Source organism: Nonomuraea rubra, assembly GCF_014207985.1.
Lineage (GTDB): Bacteria > Actinomycetota > Actinomycetes > Streptosporangiales > Streptosporangiaceae > Nonomuraea > Nonomuraea rubra.
Genome location: NZ_JACHMI010000001.1, coordinates 5,577,333 through 5,596,091 on the forward strand (window position 1 = coordinate 5,577,333; position 18,759 = coordinate 5,596,091).

Here is an 18,759-nt window from a genome sequence, read left to right on the forward strand (position 1 = left end):
TCACATCGTCGTGACGGTGCCGGTGGCGCCGTCGATGGTGATGAGGATGCCGTCGTGGAGCGTACCGGTGGCGTCCGGGACGCCGAGGACGGCCGGGATGGCCTGCTCGCGGGCGACGATCGCGGCATGCGACAGCACGCCCCCGGTCTCGGTGACGACGCCGGCGGCGATGCGCAGCAGCGGTGTCCAGGCGGGGTCGGTGAAAGGGCAGACGAGGATGTCACCCGGCCGCACGCGCGCGAAGTCGCCGGGCCCCCGCACGATCCTGGCGGGCCCGGTCGCCATCCCGCGGCTCCCCGGGGCGCCGGTGAGGACGCCGTCCGGGACGTCCTTGACGTCGTGCGGGACGTCCGGGACGTCCGGGACGTCTGTGACGCCTTGCGGGACGTCTCGGACGTTGTGCGGGACGTCCGAGGTGCCGTGCGGGACGTCCCGGGTGCCGGTCAGGGCGTCCGAGGCGCTGGTGAGGACGTCGGCTGGGGCGGCCGGGGGTGAGGGGCGCCGGGGGAGTGCGGCGGTGATCGGGCGTGACTGGAGGACCCAGGTGTGGCCGTCGGCGATCGCCCACTCGACGTCCTGCGGCCCGCCGAGCACCGTGGCGATCTTCTCGCCCAGCGCGGCGAGCCGCGCGGCGGTCGCGTCGTCGAGCGCCAGCCGGTTCCTGGCGTCGGCGGGCACGTCGCGCACCACGAGCCGCGCGCCCTGCCGGTCGAGGCGGGTCCTCTTGTCCGCGACGGTACGGGTGACCGTCCCGTCCCCGGCGACGCGGTAGGCGTCAGGGGTGACCGTGCCGCCGACGACGCTGGGACCCAGGCCCCACGACGCCTCGATCTCGGTCGCCCCGTCCGGCCCCGTGGACGTGAACATCACCCCGGACACCTCGGCGTCCAGATGCCGCTGCACGATGACGGCCATCACAGGCTCTGAGGGCGTCCCGTCGTCACCCCGGTAGGCGATGGCACGCGGCGACCACAACGAGGCCCAGCAGGCCCGTACGGCCCGGGCGACCTCGCCGGCCCCCTGAACGGCGAGAAAGCTCTCGTGCTGACCGGCCGCCGACGCCTGACCGGTGTCCTCGCCCGACGCGGATGACCTCACCGCCACCGGCGGATCACCCAGCCGGCCGAGCGCCCGCCCCAGCTCGTCGATCAGGGTGGTGTGCAGGGGACGGCCCGCGATCGCCCGACGCACAGCGGCGACCCGCCCGGGCCCCTGCGCACGGTCCCGCCCCCGGCCCAGCCCCCGCCCCCGCTCGGGGTCGCGGTCCGGGTCCAGGTCGCGGACGGCGGCCAGGTAGGCGGCGAACGGGACGACGAAGCCGTCAGGGACCGGCAGGCCCGCGCGCAGCAACGCCCCGAGCGTGCCGCCCTTCCCTCCGCAGGTGTCGGCGGCAGCCTCCATGAGGGGTACGATCACCCACCCTCCCTTCAACGTTTTGTTGACAAAATTTCGTTGATTATGCAGGGTGAGTCGCATGCCACGCAAGGAGAACCCCGCCCACTCCGACCACGCCCAGGCGGGGCGCGAACGGGACGCGCGTGAGCGCCTGCTGAGCCTGGGCGCGGACGCGCTCGACGCCCGCCCATGGCGGCCCCCGCCCGCCCCGCCCTCGGCGGTCGACCTGGTGCAGTTCGCCGTCTGGCGCAACGCCGACCTGTCCCCGGAGGCCGTGCTGAGCGCGCTGACCCTCCTGCCCGCCGCCCGCGCCGAGGTGGAAGGGCTCGAATCGGCCCTGCTGTTCATCGCCAGGAGCACCGGGCTGACCTGGGCGCAGATGGCGGACGCGATGGGGTTCAACTCGCCGCAGGCATGCCAGCAGCACTACACCCGCCTGACAGCACGACAGGACACCACCTCATGACACCGGACTCCGCGCCCGCCCTCCTGGCCCTGCACGCCGTACGCATCACCGGGCTGGCCGACACCCCGGCCGTCGCGCACCGCTACGGCCTCGACCCGGCCGAGACGAAGGAGCTGCTGCTCGACGCCGAGGCGCACGGCTGGGTCGAGCACACCTCCTTCGCCGGCACCGGCGGCTGGTCGCTGACCGGGCGGGGCAGGGCCGAGAACGAGCGCCTGCTGGCGGCCGAGCTCGCACACGCCGGTGGGGCCGAGGAGGTTCGCGACGTCTACCGCGCGTTCCTGCCGCTGAACGCCCTCCTGCTGCGCGCCTGCACCGACTGGCAGCTGCGGCCCACCGCCGGGGACAGGCTCGCCGTCAACGACCACGCCGATCCCGCCTGGGACGCCAGGATCCTGCGCGAGCTCGGCGAGATCGGCGAGGGGCTACAGCCGCTCGCGGACCGGCTCGGGAGCGTCCTGGCCCGGTTCCGCGGGTACGACACCCGGTTCGCCGCGGCTCTCGCGCGCGCCGGGGCGGGGGAGACCGGCTGGGTCGACCGCACCGACGTCGACTCCTGCCATCGTGTCTGGTTCGAGCTCCACGAAGACCTCATCGCCACGCTGGGCCTCGACCGCCACGCGGAACCCTGACCCGCCTCTCATCCGCCGCCGCCCGTCGCGCGAACCGTTCCTGACCCCTGAGCAATCGGACCAGTGAACGGAGTGGAACATGCGCGAGAAGCAGACCAGGGTCCCGCCACGGTGGTGGCGGCTGCCGGCGCTGCTGGCCGCCGTGACCGTGCTGGGTGCCGCGGCGGCACCCACCGCGGCGGCAGCCCCCACCTCGGCGACGGCGGCACCCGCCTCCGGGAGGGCGGTGGCCCCGCCCGCCCCGGCGGCGTTGCGCGCCTTCGACGCCGTCACCACCGTGAACGAGCGCAAGGCCTGGAAGCACCTGGCGTTGATCGGCGACCAGTACGCCATCTTCACCGACCGCGGCCTCATCGAAGGCCCGGCGCCGATCAAGAAGAAGTGGCCGTTCCTGCCCAAGCAGTTCACCCGCGGCATCGACGCGGCCGCGATCTCCTTCAGCGGCCCCAACTTCCGCTGGCGGCACACCTGGACCAACGGCACCCAGGCGATCACCTTCGAGGACGGCGGCATCGTCAGCGGCCCGTTCAGGATCCCCCTGCCGTACGACGGCCTGAGCGAGGTCAACGACGGCAACGCGGTCCTGCGCCTGGGGGTGCGGGGCGGGTCCGCCACGGTCCCGTTCACCAAGTCGTTCGAGATCCCCGAACTGCCGCTCTACGGCGAAGCCCTCCTGCCCGAACGTTTCCGCGGCGACCTCGACGACTTCTCGGTGGAGTTCGAGAAGAACGCCCCGAAGTTCAGCTACTACAAGGGCAACGAGCGCATCATCTTCGACAACCGCCGGGTCATCGAGCTGGTGAACCTCGACGCCAAGTGGCCGTTCCTGAACAGCTGGCGGTCCGGCAGGTGACACGGATCAGCCGGGCGGCACCAGCGCGGTGATCTCGGCCAGCTCCCCGGCGGTCGGCTCCCAGTCGCCGGCGGCCGCGTTGGCCCGGATCTGCTCCGGGCTCGTCGCACCGGCGATCACCGAACCGCAGCCCGGCAGCGCCGCCAGGGCGCCGATGGCCACCTCCAGGACGGACCGGCCGTACCTGTCCCCCCAGGACGCCAGCGCCTCCACCCGATCCAGCTTCTCCGGCGTGACGAGGTGGGGGAGCCTCGCGAGCCGGGACCCGGCCGGCGGCTCCTGCCCTCGCCGCACCTTCCCCGTCAGCAGCCCGTGATCCAGCGGGAAGAAGGGCAGGACCCCGACCCCGTAGTGCACCGCCGCAGGCACCACCTCGCGCTCGGCGCCGCGCTCCAGCAGCGACCAGTGGGTCTGCGTCGCCACGAACGGCGCGTGGCCACCGGCTCTGGCCACGTGCGCGGCCTCCGCGATCCGCCAGCCGGGGAGGTTCGAGCTGCCGACGTAGCGCACCTTGCCCTCGCGTACCAGCTCGGTCAGCGCGGCCAGGGTCTCCTCGATCGGGGTGACGCCGTCCGGCACGTGGTACTGGTACAGGTCCAGGTAGTCGGTGCGCAGGCGGCGCAGCGACCCCTCCACCGCCCGCCGGATGGACGACCGGCCGCCGGGAGCTCCGCGGGCCTCGCCCCGCCCGTCGTCGGGGCGGTGACGGCCGGGGCCGCCGAACTTGGTGGCCAGCACCACCTGGTCCCGGCGCCCCGCCAGCGCCGCACCGAGCAGTTCCTCGCTCGCGCCTGCGGGCTCGCCGTACGCCTCGGCGGTGTCGAACAGCGTGACGCCCTCCTCGATCGCCGCGTCCACCAGCGCCGTGGTCCGCGCCTTGTCGAGACTCGCGCCGATGGCGTTGCAGCCCAGCCCGACGACCGACGTCCTGAGGCCGGAGTCACCCAGAGTCCTGTAGCGCATGATCGTGAACCTTTCTCGGCTGTTCTGTCCGGACGGTGCTCCAGGAGACCGGGAGCCGGTCCACCCCGTACACCGCCATGCGGTCGCGGGTCGGCACCTCGGCCGGCGGCACCGCCAGGCGCAGGTCGGGGAAGTGCTCGAAGAGCGCGGTGAGCGCCACCCGGAGCTCGGCGCGGGCGAGGTGCTGCCCGAGACACTGGTGGACGCCGTGCCCGAACGCCAGGTGCCCGGCCGCGGAGCGGGTCAGGTCCAGCGTGTCCGGGTCGGGGAAGTGGCCGGGATCGCGGTTGGCCAGCGGCAGCGCCAGCACCACGGTCTCGCCGGCCGCGATGACCTGGCCGCCGATCTCGACCGCGGTCAGCGCGGTGCGCCGTACGTCGAACTGGAGGATCGACAGGTACCGCAGCAACTCCTCCACCGCCCGCCCGGGATCCACCGCCAGGCGGGCCCGCTGGACAGGGTCGGTCAGCAGGACGAACGCCCCGAGCGCGAGCATGCTCGCCGTGGGAAGGTGACCGGTGGCCAGCAGCACCATCCCGAGGTTGGTGAGCTCCTCGTCGCCCAGCTCGCCACTCGCCGCAGCCTGCGCCAGCAACCCGCCATCCGAGCGGCCGTCGGCGAGGACGGCGCGCACCGTCGCGGTGATCGTGCCCACGGCGTCGGCCGCCTGCTCCGGGTGCGAGTCCAGGTCGTTCATGACCGAGGTGGCCGCCTGGATCCGCTGCCGGTCCTCCGCCTCCACGCCCAGCAACTCGCAGATCACCAGCGCCGGGATCGGCATGGCGAACCCGGCGACCAGGTCGGCAGGAGACCCGCCGTCCGCCAGGTCGCGCAGGGCCCGCTCGGTGTGCCGCCGGATCGCGGGCATCAGCTCGGCGACGCGCCGCGGCCCGAAGTGGTGGCCGAGCAGGCGGCGGTAGCGCGTGTGCTCGGGCGGATCCAGGTGCGGGAAGATGCCCGGCTCCGCCGGTGACGGCTCCTCGGTCGCGCGCTCGCGCCCGACCGGCTGGTGCAGCAGCTCGCGCCGGGTGCTGAACCGCGGATCCGCCAGGATGGCCCGGGTGACGTCGTAGCCGGTGGCCACCCAGCCGAGGTGCCCGTCGGGGTAGGCCAGCCTGCTCAGCGGCGCTCGGCGCCGCAGCCCGAGCGGCGGGTCGAAGGGGGTGGGCCGGTCGGTTTCCAGGGGCAGGGCAGGTTGGCCGTCGCTCATGGGCGACCTCCATCGATCAACACCGAAGGGGATTATGAATGACAAATCCGGTAAATGCCACCACTAGTAATCTTTGATCCACCCGATTTAGCATCGGCACTACCTGAACAGACACATCTGCCAACACACGAGAAGCAGGACCGCGCCCGGCCACCGCCGGCCCCGCGGTCGGCGATCCCAGCGGTTCCCCCAGCAGAGGTGGATATGGCACAGGTCGCGGTAGTCGGTGGTGGCCCGATCGGGCTCATGCTCGCGTGCGAGGTGGCCCTGCACGAGGTGCCGGTGGTGGTGCTCGAACGGTTGCCGGAGATCGAGACCCACCCGAAGGCCGAGGGCATCACCGGCCGCGCCATCGACATCCTGGACCGGCGCGGCCTCATGATCGGAGTCGACGGAACCCCCGCCCAGCCGACGGCCGAGCAGCGGGCCCGCATCGCCCAGGGCGAGCGGCGGCCGGACAGCCTGCAGCCCAAGGCCTTCCCCGGCGCCCGGCACTTCGCCACCATGTTCGTGCTCCGCCCGGAATCTCCCGACCTGCTGGTGCCTCAGCAACTGCTGGAGCAGGACCTCGCCCGGCGCGCCGCCGACCTCGGCGTCGACGTACGCCGCGGCCACACGGTCACCGGATTCACCCAGGACGCTGACGGCGTACGGCTCGACGTGGACGGCCCCGCCGGGCCGTACCGGATGCGGGCCGGCTGGCTCGCCGGATGCGACGGCGGCCGCAGCACGATCAGGAAGCTGGCCGGCATCCCCTTCCCGGGGACGGACGGCATCACGACCGGCTACCGCGCCTTCGCCGAGATCGACGACCCCGCCTTCCACCTGCCCGGCTGGTTCCGCAAGGACAACGGCCTCCTGGTGTACGAGGAGGGGCCACCCCGCTTCATCACCCTGGAGTTCATCGGCCCGCCGGCGAACCGGGACGCGCCGATCACCCGCGAGGAGTTCCAGGAGTCGCTGCGCCGGCTCAGCGGCACCGACGTGACGGTCACCAGGGTGCACAAGATCAACCGGTTCACCGACAACGAGCGGCAGGCCGCGACCTACCGCCAGGGACGGGTCCTGCTCGTCGGCGACGCCGCCCACGTGCAGTCGCAGTGGAGCGGCCCGGGCCTGCGCCTCGGGCTGGGCGACGCCGTCAACGCCGGCTGGAAGCTCGCCGCGGTCGCGCGCGGTCAGTGCCCCGAGGACCTGCTCGACACCTACACCTCCGAACGGCACCCGGTCGGCGCGCAGACGCTGGAGATCCAGCGGGCCTCCATCGCGCTGATGCGCCCTGGCCCGCACGTGGACGCGCTGCGCCGCCTGCTCACCAGCCTGCTGCTCGACGAGGACACGAACCGCCGGCTGACCGCCCTGGTCGACGACCTGCACATCGCCTACGACATGGGGGACCCGTCGCTGACCGGCCCGCTGGTCGGCCGGTACTGCCCCGACCTGCGGCTGAAGACCGCCGGCGGCACCGTACGGCTGGCCGAGCTGCAGCGCACCGGGCGGCCGCTGCTGCTCGACCTCGGCGCCGGCCCCGCACTGCGCGCGCTCGCCGGACCGTGGTCCGGCCGGGTCGACGTGGTCACCGCCGGCTGCGCCGACGCTCCGGCGGACGCCCTGCTGATCCGCCCGGACGGCTTCGTCGCCTGGAGCACCCCCGCCGGCGAGGCGTCGCTGACCGGTGCCCTCACCCGCTGGTTCGGCCCTCCCGCCCGAGCCGCCTGACCAGCTCACCAGCCACAGCCCTCCCGCCCGAGCCGCCTGACCAGCTCGCCAAGCCGCAGCCTCCCGCCCGAGCCGCCTGACCGACCACCTCGCCAGCCACAGCCCTCCCGGAGGCCGGGATGACCGATTCCACGCCGACGACCCTGACGACCCTGACCACGCTGCCCGCCTCGGCCGCGATCGAGGAGACGATCGCGGTGGTCGAGGCGGCCGGAGCAGTGATCATCGAGGATTTCATCGACTCCGCCACGCTCGACGGCCTGTGGGAGGACCTGGGCCCGGCCCTGGCCGGCCAGGCGGACGGCGACGGGCGGCTGGTGGGCGAGAAGACCCGGATCCTGCCGGGCCTGGTCCGCCGCAGCGCGCGGTCGGTGACCGTCATGCGGCAGCCGCACCTCCTCGGCCTCGCCCGGCACTTCCTGCAGCGCCCGGTGCGCGCGTGGCTCGGCGAGCAGCGCATCGAGTTCGTCCCGACGATCCAGCTCGGCATCTCGCGGGCGATCCAGATCCAGCCCGGCGTGGCCCCCCAGGGCCTGCACCGCGACGACACGGCCCACCTGCGCACCCACCCGGGCCCGGAGAGCCGCGTCCAGGTCATGGTGGCCGCCAGCGAGTTCACCGCACGCAACGGCGCCACCCGCGTGATCCCGGGCAGCCACCGCTGGGACGACGAGCGCGGGCCCCGCGACGACGAGGCCGTGCCCGCCGAGATGCGGGCCGGGTCCGCGCTGCTGTGGCTCGGCAGCACCTACCACGGGGCCGGCGCCAACACCTCCGGCGAGCCGCGCACCGGCCTGTCGTACGCCTACGACCTCGGCAACCTCCGCCAGGAGGAGAACCAGTACCTGTCCATCCCCTTGGACGTGGTCCGCGGCTACCCCGAGGACATCCAGCGGCTCCTCGGCTACGAGGCCTGCCCGCCGATGTGCGGGCTGTACGAGCTGAGCGACCCCATGCTGCTGCTCCGCGACGGGCAGGGCTGACCTGTTCGAGCGAGCCAGGAGGCGAGATGGAGACGGCGGACACGTACCTCAGCGGCGTCGGGTCGTACCTGCCCGGCACCGTACCGGTGGAGGACGCGGTGGCGGCGGGCTGGTACCCGGCCGAGGAGGCAGAGCTGCACGGGCTCGTCTCCGTCGCGGTGGCGGGTGACGTCCCGGCGCCGGAGATGGCGTTGCGGGCGGCACGCGCCGCGCTGGCCCGCAGCGGCCGCCCTCCCGCCGAGCTGGACCTGCTCCTCTACACCTCCACCTGGCACCAGGGCCCCGAGGGCTGGCCGCCGCAGGCGTACGTGCAGCGCCATCTGGTCGGCGACGGCGTCCTGTCGACCCAGCTCAAGCAGGGCTGCAACGGCATGTTCGCGGCCCTGGAGCTGGCCGCCAGCTACCTGCGGGCCGACCCGGGGCGCCAGGCCGCGCTGCTGGTCGCCGCCGACAACTACGGCACCCCGCTGGCCGACCGCTGGCGGATGCTGCCCGGGGCCGTCGCCGGCGACGCGGCCGGCGCCGTCGTGCTCGACACCGCGCCGGGGTTCGCCAGGCTGGCCTCGGTGGTCACGATGTCGGTCTCGCAGGCCGAGGAGATGCACCGGTGTGCCGAGCCGCTGTTCCCGCCCGGCGTCACCGAGGGCCGGACGGTGGACTTCGCCGCCCACAACGACACGTTCAGGCGCCGCGCGGTCACCTCCGGCGAAGGCACCATGGTGCTGGTGACGCTGGACGAACGCATGATCGAGGTGATCGACCGCGCCCTGTCGGAGGCGGGCCTCAAGGCGGCCGACGTGACCAGGCTGACCTGCATGAACACCTCCCAGGAGATCGCCGAGCAGATCTGCGAGCACCGGCTGGGCATCCCGGCGTCCCGCTCGACCTGGGACTTCGGCCGCACCATCGGCCACTGCGGGGCCAGCGACCAGGTTCTCGCCCTGGAACACCTGGTCCGCGGCGGCGCCCTCGGGCCCGGCGACCATCTCCTGATGTTCGCCTACGGCCCCGGCGTGACGATCTCGGCGGCCGTCGTCGAGATCCTCGAGACGCCCGCGTGGGCGGCGGCGCGCGGAGGAGACGCGTGATGGACCGGCCTTCCGGCGCGGGCACCTCGGAGCACGCCCCGGCCTTCCCGATGCGGCGGACCTGCCCGTTCGCACCGCCGGACGAGTACCGGCGGATGCGCGACACCGCGCCGGTCGTCCGCGCCGCCCTGCCCAACGGCGCGCCGGTCTGGGCGGTCACCCGCTACGCCGAGGCGCGGCGGCTCCTCAGCGACCCGAGGATCAGCTCGAACACCGGACGCCCTGAACGGCCGCGCGGCCCCGACGACGACCGCCCCGACGACGGCTTCTTCGTGGACCTGGACCCACCGGAGCACACCCGGTTCCGGCGGCTGCTGATCCCCGAGCTCGGCGCCCGCCCGATGGAGGCGATGCGGCCGGCCCTCCAGCGCATCGCCGGCACGGCGATCGACGAGCTGCTGGCGGCCGGGCCGCCCGCCGACCTCGTCGCCTCGTACGCGCGCCGGGTCCCCGCGCGGGTCCTGTGCGAGCTGTTCGGCGTCCCCGCCGCCGACCACGAGTTCTTCGAGACGCGGCTGCGCAGGTTGTCGGTGACCAGCATGGACCCGAGCGTGGCGGCCCGGGCGTCCAGCGACGTCCGCGGCTACCTGCGCGAGCTCATCGGCGACGCCGGGCGCGAGCCGCACCGCGGCCTGATCCGGCGGCTGGCCGCCCGGCACCTGCCCACCGGCGAGCTGACCACCGACGAGCTGATCAACATCGGCTTCCTCCTGCTGCTCGCGGGCTACGACTCGCCGGCGAACACGATCTCCATGGGCGTGCTCACGCTGCTGCGGCACCCGGCGCAGCTCGCCGCGCTGCGCGCCGACCCCGGCCTGCTGCCGGGCGCGGTCGAGGAGCTGCTGCGCTTCCACTCCGTGCAGGACTGGGTCAGCTTCGACCGCGTCGCGACCGGCGACATCGAGGTCGGCCCGGCGCGGATCCGCGCCGGTGACCGCCTGACGGTGCTGGCCGCGTCCGCCAACCGGGACGCGCGGGCGTTCACGAACCCCGACGACTTCGACATCCACCGGACCGCCAACCACCACCTGGCCTTCGGCCACGGCGTGCACCAGTGCGTCGGCCGCAACCTCGCCCGCGCCGAACTGCGGATCGCCGTCGGCGCGCTGCTCGCCCGGCTGCCCTCGCTACGCCTGGCCGCCGGCTTCGAGGAGCTGCCCTTCGCCTACGACGCCCCGTTCTTCGGGCTGCACGCGATGCCCGTCACCTGGTAGCGCCGGCGACGTAGGCGTCCTCGGCCGCGTAGGGGAACCAGACCTCGGTGCCGTGGCGGGCGACCAGGTCGGGGAAGACGTCCTGCCAGCCGCCGCCGGCCGACTCCGCCTCGGACACGGCGGCGGCGGCCCACCCGATGTCCTGGCGCAGCGCGTCGTCGTAGGAGACGGCGGGGCTGTACCCGAGCTCGGCCCTGGCCCTGTCCATGCTGAACACGATCGGCTCCGGGACGTTCCACGGATGGAAGCCCAGGCCGTCCGGGTGTGACGGGCCCGCGAAGGTGACGATCTCCGCCTCGTGGCCCATGACGGCGAAGATCCTGGCGCCGATCTCGGCGACGGTCAGCGGGTCGTCGGCGATGTTGAGCACCCGGGCCGCCGGGTGCCGCGCGCACAGGGCGATCAGCTCGGCGACGTTCGCCACCGCCGAGGTGGGGAACCGGCTCCGCCCGTCCTGGGCGAGCACCACGTGCGGCCGCTTGTCCAGCGCTCGCTTGATGAACGTCCAGTGATCCAGCGACCTGCCGTGCGGGCCGTGCAGCACGCCCGTACGCAGGATGCTGACCGGCAGGCCGGGCGTCGCCAGCAGGCCTCGCTCCAGCGCCGCCTTGCCCGCCGGATAGTCGTGGGCGTCACGCTCGACCGTCGGCCACGTCTCCGGGATCGGCACCGGCAGCCCGGGAGCCCGGTAGACCGCTCCTGTCGAGATGACCACCAGCGAGCCGACGCGCCCGGCCAGCCGGGAGAGCTGCGCGCCGTGGTACGGGGAGAACGCGACCGTGTCCACGACCACGTCGTGGCCGTCGAGGGCCTTGAGCAGCGCGCCGGTGTCGGCCCGGTCGACCCGCACCGACGCCGCTCCATCGGGCACCGCGGCGTCCGGACGGGGCCGCCGGTGGCCGAGGGTCACCGCGTAACCGGCCGAGAGGAGGCGGGCGGCGGTGGCCCGGCCGATCTGCCCGGTGCCGCCGATGATGAAGGCTCTCCGGCCGTGAACCGTCACCCGCCGATCTTAACCCGCCGCCTTCGCCTTCCTGAAGATCATTCTTTACGCACGTCCAGCCGCTCCGGCCGTACGGTCAGCACACCCTCGGTCCACGGCACGTCCTCGGCCGGCCCGGCCAGCCTGAGGTCCGGGAGCCGCGTCACCAGCACGCCCAGGATCTCCTGCAGCTCCATCCGCGCCAGGTTCGCGCCCAGGCAGAAGTGCGCGCCCCGGCCGAAGGTCAGGTGCTGGGCCTGCCGCTCCGGCCGCACCACGTCCGGGTCGGGGAAGACCGACGGGTCGACGTTGGCGGAGGAGACGGAGGGGATCACGGCCTCGCCCTCGCGTACGGTGCCGGAGGGCAGCTCGACGTCCTGCCTGGCCACCCGCAGGAACGGGCTGTCGCCGACCAGCTCCAGCCTGAGCAGCTCCTCCACGGTGGCCGGGATCAGCCCTGGCTCGCGGACCAGGCTCTCGTACCCGTCTCGCGGGTTGAGCAGCCGCAGCATCGACCTGGACAGCGCGGTCCCGGTCGTCTCGTGCCCGGCGAGGAACAGGACGAGCGTGTTCGTCACCAGCTCCTCCTCGCTCAGCCGGTCCTCGCCGTCGCGGGCGTGGATCATCGTGGCCAGCAGGCCGTCGCCCGGCTTGTCCCGGTGCGCGGCGATCACCTCGCCGATGTACGCGGCGAACTCCATCGCGGCGCCCATCTGCTCCTCCGGCGACAGGCTGGAGGTGGACAACATCGCGTCCGACCAGGCCCTGACCCGCACGGTGTCGATGCCGGGCACGCCCATGACGTCGCAGATGACCTGGACGGGCAGCGGGAACGCGAAGTCGTGCACGAAGTCGAACTCGGCCGGGAGGGCGTCCACCAGCTCGGCGGTGAGCGCCCGCAACCTCGGCCGCCACGCGCCGACCTGGCGCGGCGTGAACACCCCGGACAGCAGCCTGCGCAGCCTGGTGTGCTCGGGCGGGTCCATGCTGGAGAGCATCCCCGGCGTGTTGAACAGGGAGAACCCGCTGAACATCCGGGGCGAGCCCGGCCGGCTCAGGTCGCTGCCGAAGCGCGGGTCGCTCAGCACGGCGAGCGTGTCCTGGTACGTCGTGGTGAGGTAGGCCGTGCAGCCGCTGGGCAGGCGCACCTTGCCCAGCGGGTCCTTGTCCCTGCGCACGGCGTACGCGTCGGCCAGAGCCCCTCGTGGGCCCGGCCCGAACGGGTATTGCTCGAAATCGGCCATGGCTCGGACGGTAACCAGGAAGCGGGACGCCGAACAGACCCGTCATCCTGGTTCCCCGCCGGCCTCACCCGGGTTCGGTTTCGCGGCCGTGGACGATGAGCGCGTACAGCACGAGCACGTCGACGGCGATGACGGCGAGCGACCACCACGGGTTCACCGCGATCCAGGTGAGCTGGGTCAGGGCGTTCAGCATCACCAGGACGACGCCGACCATCCGGGCCCAGGCCTGGCCGATGGTGATGGCGATGCCGGTGGCCAGGAGGAGCAGGCCGAGGGCGAAGTGCACCCAGCCCCAGGTGGTCAGGTCGAAGAGCAGGAGCCGGTTGGGTGTCTGCACGTAGACGCGGTTGGCGAAGACGGCGGTGAGGCCGGTGATGACGTTGAACAGCCCGGCCAGGACCATCATCATGCCGCCGAACCAGATCCAGCCCACCCAGCCGGTCATCTGCCGTGTGTGGTGGGTGTGGTAGATCATCGGAACGCTCCCTCCTGAGGCGCTGGTTCGTCCGCTGCGGACGACGGCTCGGCGATGCGGCGGCCGGTGCGCCGTCAGTGCGCCCGGTCCCGCCCCGCTCGGGCCGCCTCCCAGGTGCTTCCCCCACCAACCACGCAAAACACGACATAAGCGGATAAATAGGCATAAATCGGGCGTGGGTTGGGGTGTGATTTGCCGAACCGGCACATCCCGGGCGGTGATCCACTAGATATCTGACCATGACGATCAACCAGCCGCGTCCCCCCGTGTCGAACGGCCTGAGCAGGCGGCGTTTCCTGGCGGCGGGCGCCGCCACCGTGCCCGCCCTCGCGCTGGGAACCTCCCGTCCGGCGTTCGCCGCGACGGTGCAGACCGCGGGCGTGGCCCCGGCCGCGCTGGCCGGCTTCGACAACGTGATGAAGACCTACATCGTGGAGCGCGCGATCTCCTGCGCGCAGCTCGCCATCACCAAGAACGGCAAGCTCGTGCTGGCCAGGGCCTACCGCTACAGCGACGACCCCGCCGTGCCGACGCTCACCCCCACCTCGCTGTTCCGCATCGCGAGCCTGAGCAAGCACATCACCGCCGTGGCGATCATGAGGCTGGCGCAGGACGGCAAGCTGAGCCTCGGCACGTCCGTCGCCACCCTGCTCGGGCTGTCCACCGCGGCCGACTCCCGGCTGAAGAACGTGACGGTCTGGCGGCTGCTGCAGCACACGGGCGGGTGGGACCGCGACCTCTCGGGCGACTACCTGTACCTGGACCACACCATCTCGCGGTCGCTCGGTGTCACCCTGCCGATCACGCGGGACCACATCATCGAGTACGCCGGTGGCCGCCCCCTCGACTTCGCGCCCGGCAGCAGGTACGCCTACAGCAACTACGGCTACCTGCTGCTCGGCCTGATCGTCGAGAAGGCGTCGGGCATGGCGTACGAGTCGTACGTCAAGCAGAAGATCCTCGCGCCCGCCGGCGTCACCCGCATGCGGCTCGGCCGTACGCTCAAGGCGCAGGCCGCGCCCGGCGAGATCGTCTACGAGTCGGCGCAGACGAGCAGGACCGTCACGGACGCGTCCGGCGCGATCGTGCCCGCCCCCTACGGCGGGTTCAGCATGGAGAACCGCGGGCCCGGCGGCGGCTGGCTGGCCTCGGCGGTGGACCTCGTACGCTTCGCCCGCGTCCTCGACGCCCCCGGCACGGTGCTGAACGCGACCTCCATCGGCCGGATGGTGGCCAAGCCGGAGATCGGCGTCACGGAGAGCGGCTCCTGGTACGGCGCCGGCCTGTGGGTCCGGCAGGTCACGGGGCACCTCAACACCTGGCACAGCGGCGGGCTGCCGGGCACCTACACCTACACCGCCCGGCTCCAGAACGGCTTCACCTACGCCGCCCTGTTCAACCGCAACCAGGAGAGCGGGGCCCCGGACTTCGACGAGCTCAGCCCGCGCATGAACGCCCAGATCGGCAAGGTGACCACCTGGCCGACGACGGACCTGTTCCCCCGCTACCTCTGAGCCGCCACCCAGCCGGGCGCACGATGCGCCGACCGCCGATCCCGGCGAGGCACGCCCGCCGGCCGTGACCGCCGGTGTCGCGGTGGCACGTCACCCCGGCCCGTGGGCGGGCGCGGTGACCCGCCGGCTCCGGCGTGCCTGTCACCCCGGCCGCTGCTCACCCCGGCCGCTGCTCGTCCCGGGCGGGTGTGCGGGCCGGGACGAGCAGCGCCTCGGCCGCGATGGGGGCGTAGCCGGCGGCGAGGAACGCCCGGACGCTCGCCGCGTTGCCCGGGGCGATCTGGGCCCAGAGCGGGCGCGCGACGAGATGCCTGGCCGCGCGGGCGAGGGCCCGGCCCAGCCCGCGTCCCCGCCCGGCCGGCTCGACCTCGACCGCGACCTCCCACCGCCCGGCGACACCGCGTCCCACGACCAGCAGCCCACCCGGGCAGGTCCAGACCCGTACATCCGCACGATGGCGATGGGCCCGCCGCACGCGGGGATGCGCCACGTCCGTGACCTCGGCCAGCTCGATCGGCGGGTCGCCGGCGCAGGGGGCGGCCACGGCGAGCAGGTCGATGGTGCCGACCCGCCGCCCCGTCCGTTCCTCCAGGTCCCGGAGGAAGGGCGGGTTGAGCGGCGCCGACAGGTCGCCCTCGGGGATCCGGGACCTGATCCAGTCCTCGCCGACATCGGCGAAGATCACGTTGTGGCCGGTGAAGGCGATCACTCCCGCGTCACGAGAGGAGGGCTGCGGGACGATCGTGGGGAAGGCGCCCGGCTCGGGCGTACGCCCGCCCTCCGCGCCGGTCAGGATGTCATGCAAGGTGACCATCCCAAGATCGTAGGCGCGCTCGCAGCCGGAGCAGGGGCCCGCACCTCCGCCGCCTACGTCGAGCACGGCAGCTACGGCGTGCTGCACTGACGGATGAAGTGACGGGGCCGCCGGGTTGCAACCGGTGAAGAAACGTCACCCCGTGAAGGAGATCCGGTCCATGACCACGCACCCCACCTCCCCGGACGGCCCGGTCCGCCAGCTCAGGCTGGTCGTCGAGGCGGAGGACTACGAGGCCGCGCTGGCCTTCTACCGCGACGTGCTGGGCCTGCCCGAGCAGGCGGCGTTCTCCAGCGGGGACGGCGCCCGCGTGACGATCCTCGACGCGGGCCGCGCCACGCTGGAGATCGCCAACCCGGCGCAGAAGGTCATGATCGACGAGGTCGAGGTGGGGCGGCAGGTGGCGCCCAAGATCCGGGTCGCGTTCGAGGTGGACGACACCAGGGCCACCACCGAGCGGCTGGTCTCGGCGGGCGCGACGGAGGTGGCCCCGCCCACCGTCACACCGTGGGAGTCGCTGAACGCCCGCCTCGACGCGCCCGCCGGGCTGCACATCACGGTCTTCCAGGAACTGCTCACCCAGGAGGAACGCGCCTCGCTCGACGGGTTCGGCAAGGAGAGCTGACCACAACGCCCGGGCGATCGCCCGCGCGGCCGGGCCCGGCGCCTGCCGAACCCGGGGCCCGGGGCTACTTGGACGAGCGGGCGCCGCGGCGCGGCGCGCGCCCGTGCCCGTTGTGCGGCGCCTCCACCAGCGGCGTGTCCACCAGGTGCTCGACCAGGAACCAGGTCTGCAGCTCCCCGGTCCTGATCACGTCGGAGACCAGCAGGTCGTTGGTGCCGTCGTCGCCGAGCTCCTGGGCGCGGGAGGCGGCGTCGTGCGAGGCGAGCAGGATCGTCTCGTGCGCCTCGATCAGCCTCGACAACATCGCCGGCACCTCCTCGGCGCCGTTCGGCGGGCGCGGCACCACGGTGATCTCCGCGACGTGCCGCGGGTCGCCCACCGCGATGCCGCCCAGCGTCTGCACCCGCTCGGCGATCAGGTCGACCAGCTTGAGCTGCTCGTCGGCGTGCTTGTCCAGCAGCAGGTGGAGCTGGTAGAAGGTGGGGCCGCGCATCAGCCAGTGGTGCTTCTTGTAGAGCGCGTAGAGGATCTGCGTGTCGGCCAGGATCTGGTTCAGCCGCTCGCAGGAGTACTCGCGGGCCTCGTCCGACATGCCCAGCGGCCACGTCCTGACGGTGCCGAACTCCTGGATCTCGCTGCCGTCCACGTGCAGCCACGGCTGGCTGCTCGACTGCTTCTTCGTCGTCGCTCTGGTGCTGCTTCTGGGTTTGGCGGGCACGATCATCTCCGGTCCGGTGAGGTTTGAGCCGATCCGACCTCGAACCTTCCCGTACGCCCGCCGAACGACCCTCAGCCCGGACCAGGGCCTGGCAAAGGTTCGCACAGCCGCGATACTCGATTGCCCGGCGGGGGGCGTCGTTGCGAGGATCTCCGCCATGCCCTTCTACTCAGCCCACGACGGGACCCGCCTGGCCTACCACGAGTCAGGCGAGGGGGACCCGCTGATCTGCCTGCCCGGCGGGCCCATGCAGGACTCCCTCTACCTGGGCGACCTCGGCGGCCTGTCCGCGCACCGGCGGCTCGTCCTGCTGGACCCCCGGGGCACCGGCGAGTCCGGCAAACCCGACGATCCCGCCACGTACCGCTGCGACCGGCTCGTCGACGACGTCGAGGCCCTGCGCCGGCACCTCGGCCTCGACCGGATGGACGTCCTCGGCCACTCCGCCGGCGCGAACCTCGCCGTCCTGTACGCCACCCGGCACCCCCACCGCGTCGCCCGGCTCCTCCTGATCGGCCCCAGCACCAGGGCCATCGGCCTGGAACCCACCCCGCAGGCCAGGCTCGAGACCGCCCGGCTGCGCGCCGGCGAGTCCTGGTTCCCCGAGGCGTTCGCCGCCCTCCAGGAGATCCAGGCCGGCAACGCCACGGACGAGACGTGGGCGGCCGTCGCTCCCTTCATGTCCGGGCGGTGGGACGAGGCGGCGCGGGAGTTCCACGAGCTCTGCGAACGGCGCAGGAACGACGAGGCCGCCGCCGCGTACGGGGCCGAGGGCGCCTACGACCCGGAGGCGACGCGCGCGGCGCTGGCCGGGTTCGGCGCGCCGGTGCTGCTGCTGGCCGGGGAGCTCGACCTCAACACGCCCCCCGGCCTCGCCGCCGAGTACGCCGCGCTGTTCCCCCGCGCCGAGCTCGTCGTGCAGCCGGGAGCGGGTCACTCGCCGTGGATCGACGACGCCGGCCCGTTCACGGCGGCGCTCGCCGCCTTCCTGGACGGGGACGCCTCCCGCTGACCCAGGCCGCCGCCGCTCATCGGCACCTGCCCGCTGACCCAGCCCGCCGCTGCTCACCGGCAGCCGCCCGCTACCCCAGGCCGCCGTTGCTCATCAGCAGCTGCCCGTTGATCCACTGGCCCTGTGGCGAGCACAGGAACGACACCAGGTTCGCGGTGTCGTGGGGGGTGCCGAGGCGGCCGAGCGGGGTGAGGCCCACCATCCGCTCGCGCAGCTCCGCCGACATCCAGCCGGTGTCCACTGGCCCCGGGTTGACGGCGTTGGCGGTGACGCCCAGGTGGGAGAGCTCGTGCGCGGCGGCCAGCGTGATCCGGTCCAGCGCGCCCTTGCTGGCGCCGTAGGGCAGGTTGCCGACCGTGTGGTCGCTGGTCAGCGCGACGATCCGGCCGGTGCCGTGCGCGCCGGTGAAGCGGCGGCCGTACTCGCGGATCAGCAGCCACGTGGCCCGCGCGTTGACCGCGAAGTGCCGGTCGAAGCTCTCCACGGTGGTGTCGAGCAGGCCGGAGTCGACCGACTCGCAGTGGCACATCACCAGGGCCGTGACCGCGCCGAGGCGGCGTTCGACCTCGTCGAAGACGGACGCGGGGGCGTCCGGGTCGGACAGGTCCGCCTCGACGGCGGCGGTGGCGGCTCCGTGCGCGGCCAGCGCCTCGGTGATGGCGCCGGTCGCCCCGGGCTCGACGCCCCAGGTCATGCGCTCGTCGTACGGGGTCCAGAAGGTGAAGGCGACGTTCCAGCCGTCGGCCGCGAGCCGGCTCGCGATGCCCGCGCCGATCCCGGCAGTACGGCCGACGCCGGTCACCAGTGCCAGCGGGCGGGGAACATCGGTCTCATGTGCAGTGGTCACACGGC

General features: G+C 73.2%; 19 protein-coding genes. 10 read left to right on the forward strand and 9 right to left on the reverse strand.

The genetic code is table 11. The features are described 5' to 3' along the window. A complete protein-coding gene (locus tag HD593_RS25290) occupies positions 1-1,416 on the reverse strand; it encodes a PEP/pyruvate-binding domain-containing protein (RefSeq protein WP_185104585.1) in 1,416 nt (471 codons plus the stop codon). Positions 1,417-1,474: 58 nt separating this feature from the next. Here HD593_RS25290 and HD593_RS25295 point away from each other — a divergent pair, with 58 nt between their 5' ends. The 3 genes from HD593_RS25295 to HD593_RS25305 all read left to right on the forward strand — a co-directional run bounded on the left by HD593_RS25295 (position 1,475) and on the right by HD593_RS25305 (position 3,346). Further along, a complete protein-coding gene (locus HD593_RS25295; RefSeq protein WP_185104586.1) occupies positions 1,475-1,861 on the forward strand; it encodes a DNA-binding protein in 387 nt (128 codons plus the stop codon). Then, positions 1,858-2,493, forward strand: a complete 636-nt coding sequence (locus HD593_RS25300; protein WP_185104587.1) for a transcriptional regulator — start codon at positions 1,858-1,860, stop codon at positions 2,491-2,493. Before HD593_RS25295 ends, HD593_RS25300 begins: the two co-directional genes overlap by 4 nt. A gap of 79 nt (positions 2,494-2,572) precedes the next feature. Further along, complete coding sequence (locus HD593_RS25305) at positions 2,573-3,346, forward strand: hypothetical protein (protein WP_185104588.1); 774 nt, start codon at positions 2,573-2,575, stop codon at positions 3,344-3,346. A 6-nt stretch (positions 3,347-3,352) separates the two neighbouring features. On the opposite strand, the gene HD593_RS25310 is transcribed toward HD593_RS25305, so the two are convergent. Both HD593_RS25310 and HD593_RS25315 read right to left on the reverse strand, forming a co-directional pair. After that, entirely contained in the window at positions 3,353-4,309 is a 957-nt protein-coding gene (locus HD593_RS25310; protein ID WP_185104589.1) for an aldo/keto reductase, read from the reverse strand. Then, the gene (locus HD593_RS25315) at positions 4,287-5,519 is read right to left on the reverse strand and encodes a cytochrome P450 (protein WP_185104590.1); all 1,233 of its coding nucleotides are present in this window, start codon (positions 5,517-5,519) and stop codon (positions 4,287-4,289) included. The genes HD593_RS25310 and HD593_RS25315 overlap by 23 nt, the downstream gene beginning before the upstream one ends. Before the next feature lie 204 nt (positions 5,520-5,723). Here HD593_RS25315 and HD593_RS25320 point away from each other — a divergent pair, with 204 nt between their 5' ends. The 4 genes from HD593_RS25320 to HD593_RS25335 all read left to right on the forward strand — a co-directional run bounded on the left by HD593_RS25320 (position 5,724) and on the right by HD593_RS25335 (position 10,523). Then, entirely contained in the window at positions 5,724-7,238 is a 1,515-nt protein-coding gene (locus tag HD593_RS25320; protein WP_185104591.1) for an FAD-dependent monooxygenase, read from the forward strand. A gap of 119 nt (positions 7,239-7,357) precedes the next feature. Then, positions 7,358-8,221: a phytanoyl-CoA dioxygenase family protein gene (locus tag HD593_RS25325; RefSeq protein ID WP_185104592.1), complete on the forward strand. Its 864-nt coding sequence runs from the start codon at positions 7,358-7,360 to the stop codon at positions 8,219-8,221. A 26-nt stretch (positions 8,222-8,247) separates the two neighbouring features. Next, positions 8,248-9,309 carry a ketoacyl-ACP synthase III family protein gene (locus tag HD593_RS25330; protein ID WP_185104593.1) on the forward strand — a complete coding sequence of 354 codons (1,062 nt, stop codon included), beginning with the start codon at positions 8,248-8,250 and terminating at the stop codon, positions 9,307-9,309. Beyond that, entirely contained in the window at positions 9,309-10,523 is a 1,215-nt protein-coding gene (locus HD593_RS25335; protein WP_221524946.1) for a cytochrome P450, read from the forward strand. Before HD593_RS25330 ends, HD593_RS25335 begins: the two co-directional genes overlap by 1 nt. Here the strand turns inward: HD593_RS25335 and HD593_RS25340 are convergent. The 3 genes from HD593_RS25340 to HD593_RS25350 form a co-directional block, all read right to left on the reverse strand. After that, the gene (locus tag HD593_RS25340) at positions 10,513-11,526 is read right to left on the reverse strand and encodes an NAD-dependent epimerase/dehydratase family protein (protein ID WP_185104594.1); all 1,014 of its coding nucleotides are present in this window, start codon (positions 11,524-11,526) and stop codon (positions 10,513-10,515) included. The two genes, HD593_RS25335 and HD593_RS25340, sit on opposite strands and share 11 nt — an antisense overlap. Before the next feature lie 38 nt (positions 11,527-11,564). After that, positions 11,565-12,749 carry a cytochrome P450 gene (locus tag HD593_RS25345; protein WP_185104595.1) on the reverse strand — a complete coding sequence of 395 codons (1,185 nt, stop codon included), beginning with the start codon at positions 12,747-12,749 and terminating at the stop codon, positions 11,565-11,567. 64 nt (positions 12,750-12,813) lie between these two features. Beyond that, a complete protein-coding gene (locus tag HD593_RS25350) occupies positions 12,814-13,224 on the reverse strand; it encodes a DUF7144 family membrane protein (RefSeq protein WP_185104596.1) in 411 nt (136 codons plus the stop codon). A gap of 239 nt (positions 13,225-13,463) precedes the next feature. Between HD593_RS25350 and HD593_RS25355 the strand changes: the two genes are divergently transcribed. Continuing rightward, positions 13,464-14,738: a serine hydrolase domain-containing protein gene (locus tag HD593_RS25355; RefSeq protein ID WP_185104597.1), complete on the forward strand. Its 1,275-nt coding sequence runs from the start codon at positions 13,464-13,466 to the stop codon at positions 14,736-14,738. Between the two features lie 157 nt (positions 14,739-14,895). Here HD593_RS25355 and HD593_RS25360 read toward each other — a convergent pair whose 3' ends face one another. Beyond that, on the reverse strand, positions 14,896-15,552 hold the full coding sequence (locus HD593_RS25360) for a GNAT family N-acetyltransferase (protein ID WP_221524947.1): 657 nt from the start codon (positions 15,550-15,552) through the stop codon (positions 14,896-14,898). Between the two features lie 160 nt (positions 15,553-15,712). On the opposite strand from HD593_RS25360, the gene HD593_RS25365 reads away from it, so the two are divergent. Continuing rightward, complete coding sequence (locus HD593_RS25365) at positions 15,713-16,177, forward strand: VOC family protein (protein WP_185104598.1); 465 nt, start codon at positions 15,713-15,715, stop codon at positions 16,175-16,177. Between the two features lie 64 nt (positions 16,178-16,241). Here HD593_RS25365 and HD593_RS25370 read toward each other — a convergent pair whose 3' ends face one another. Next, positions 16,242-16,895, reverse strand: coding sequence for a Dps family protein (locus HD593_RS25370; RefSeq protein WP_312903690.1), 654 nt, complete (start codon positions 16,893-16,895; stop codon positions 16,242-16,244). Between the two features lie 157 nt (positions 16,896-17,052). On the opposite strand from HD593_RS25370, the gene HD593_RS25375 reads away from it, so the two are divergent. Beyond that, entirely contained in the window at positions 17,053-17,907 is an 855-nt protein-coding gene (locus tag HD593_RS25375; RefSeq protein ID WP_185104600.1) for an alpha/beta fold hydrolase, read from the forward strand. Between the two features lie 70 nt (positions 17,908-17,977). On the opposite strand, the gene HD593_RS25380 is transcribed toward HD593_RS25375, so the two are convergent. Beyond that, complete coding sequence (locus HD593_RS25380) at positions 17,978-18,754, reverse strand: SDR family oxidoreductase (RefSeq protein ID WP_185104601.1); 777 nt, start codon at positions 18,752-18,754, stop codon at positions 17,978-17,980. Positions 18,755-18,759: the final 5 nt, after the last annotated feature.

What these genes read in the sequence shown, in the direction of transcription:
- HD593_RS25375 (WP_185104600.1), top strand. Translation starts at nt 17,053, where the DNA reads ATGCCCTTCTACTCAGCCCACGACGGGACCCGCCTGGCCTACCACGAG.
- HD593_RS25315 (WP_185104590.1), bottom strand. Translation starts at nt 5,519, where the DNA reads ATGAGCGACGGCCAACCTGCCCTGCCCCTGGAAACCGACCGGCCCACC.
- HD593_RS25305 (WP_185104588.1), top strand. Translation starts at nt 2,573, where the DNA reads ATGCGCGAGAAGCAGACCAGGGTCCCGCCACGGTGGTGGCGGCTGCCG.
- HD593_RS25330 (WP_185104593.1), top strand. Translation starts at nt 8,248, where the DNA reads ATGGAGACGGCGGACACGTACCTCAGCGGCGTCGGGTCGTACCTGCCC.
- HD593_RS25320 (WP_185104591.1), top strand. Translation starts at nt 5,724, where the DNA reads ATGGCACAGGTCGCGGTAGTCGGTGGTGGCCCGATCGGGCTCATGCTC.
- HD593_RS25335 (WP_221524946.1), top strand. Translation starts at nt 9,309, where the DNA reads ATGGACCGGCCTTCCGGCGCGGGCACCTCGGAGCACGCCCCGGCCTTC.
- HD593_RS25300 (WP_185104587.1), top strand. Translation starts at nt 1,858, where the DNA reads ATGACACCGGACTCCGCGCCCGCCCTCCTGGCCCTGCACGCCGTACGC.
- HD593_RS25355 (WP_185104597.1), top strand. Translation starts at nt 13,464, where the DNA reads ATGACGATCAACCAGCCGCGTCCCCCCGTGTCGAACGGCCTGAGCAGG.
- HD593_RS25365 (WP_185104598.1), top strand. Translation starts at nt 15,713, where the DNA reads ATGACCACGCACCCCACCTCCCCGGACGGCCCGGTCCGCCAGCTCAGG.
- HD593_RS25310 (WP_185104589.1), bottom strand. Translation starts at nt 4,309, where the DNA reads ATGCGCTACAGGACTCTGGGTGACTCCGGCCTCAGGACGTCGGTCGTC.
- HD593_RS25360 (WP_221524947.1), bottom strand. Translation starts at nt 15,552, where the DNA reads ATGGTCACCTTGCATGACATCCTGACCGGCGCGGAGGGCGGGCGTACG.
- HD593_RS25325 (WP_185104592.1), top strand. Translation starts at nt 7,358, where the DNA reads ATGACCGATTCCACGCCGACGACCCTGACGACCCTGACCACGCTGCCC.
- HD593_RS25295 (WP_185104586.1), top strand. Translation starts at nt 1,475, where the DNA reads ATGCCACGCAAGGAGAACCCCGCCCACTCCGACCACGCCCAGGCGGGG.
- HD593_RS25345 (WP_185104595.1), bottom strand. Translation starts at nt 12,749, where the DNA reads ATGGCCGATTTCGAGCAATACCCGTTCGGGCCGGGCCCACGAGGGGCT.
- HD593_RS25350 (WP_185104596.1), bottom strand. Translation starts at nt 13,224, where the DNA reads ATGATCTACCACACCCACCACACACGGCAGATGACCGGCTGGGTGGGC.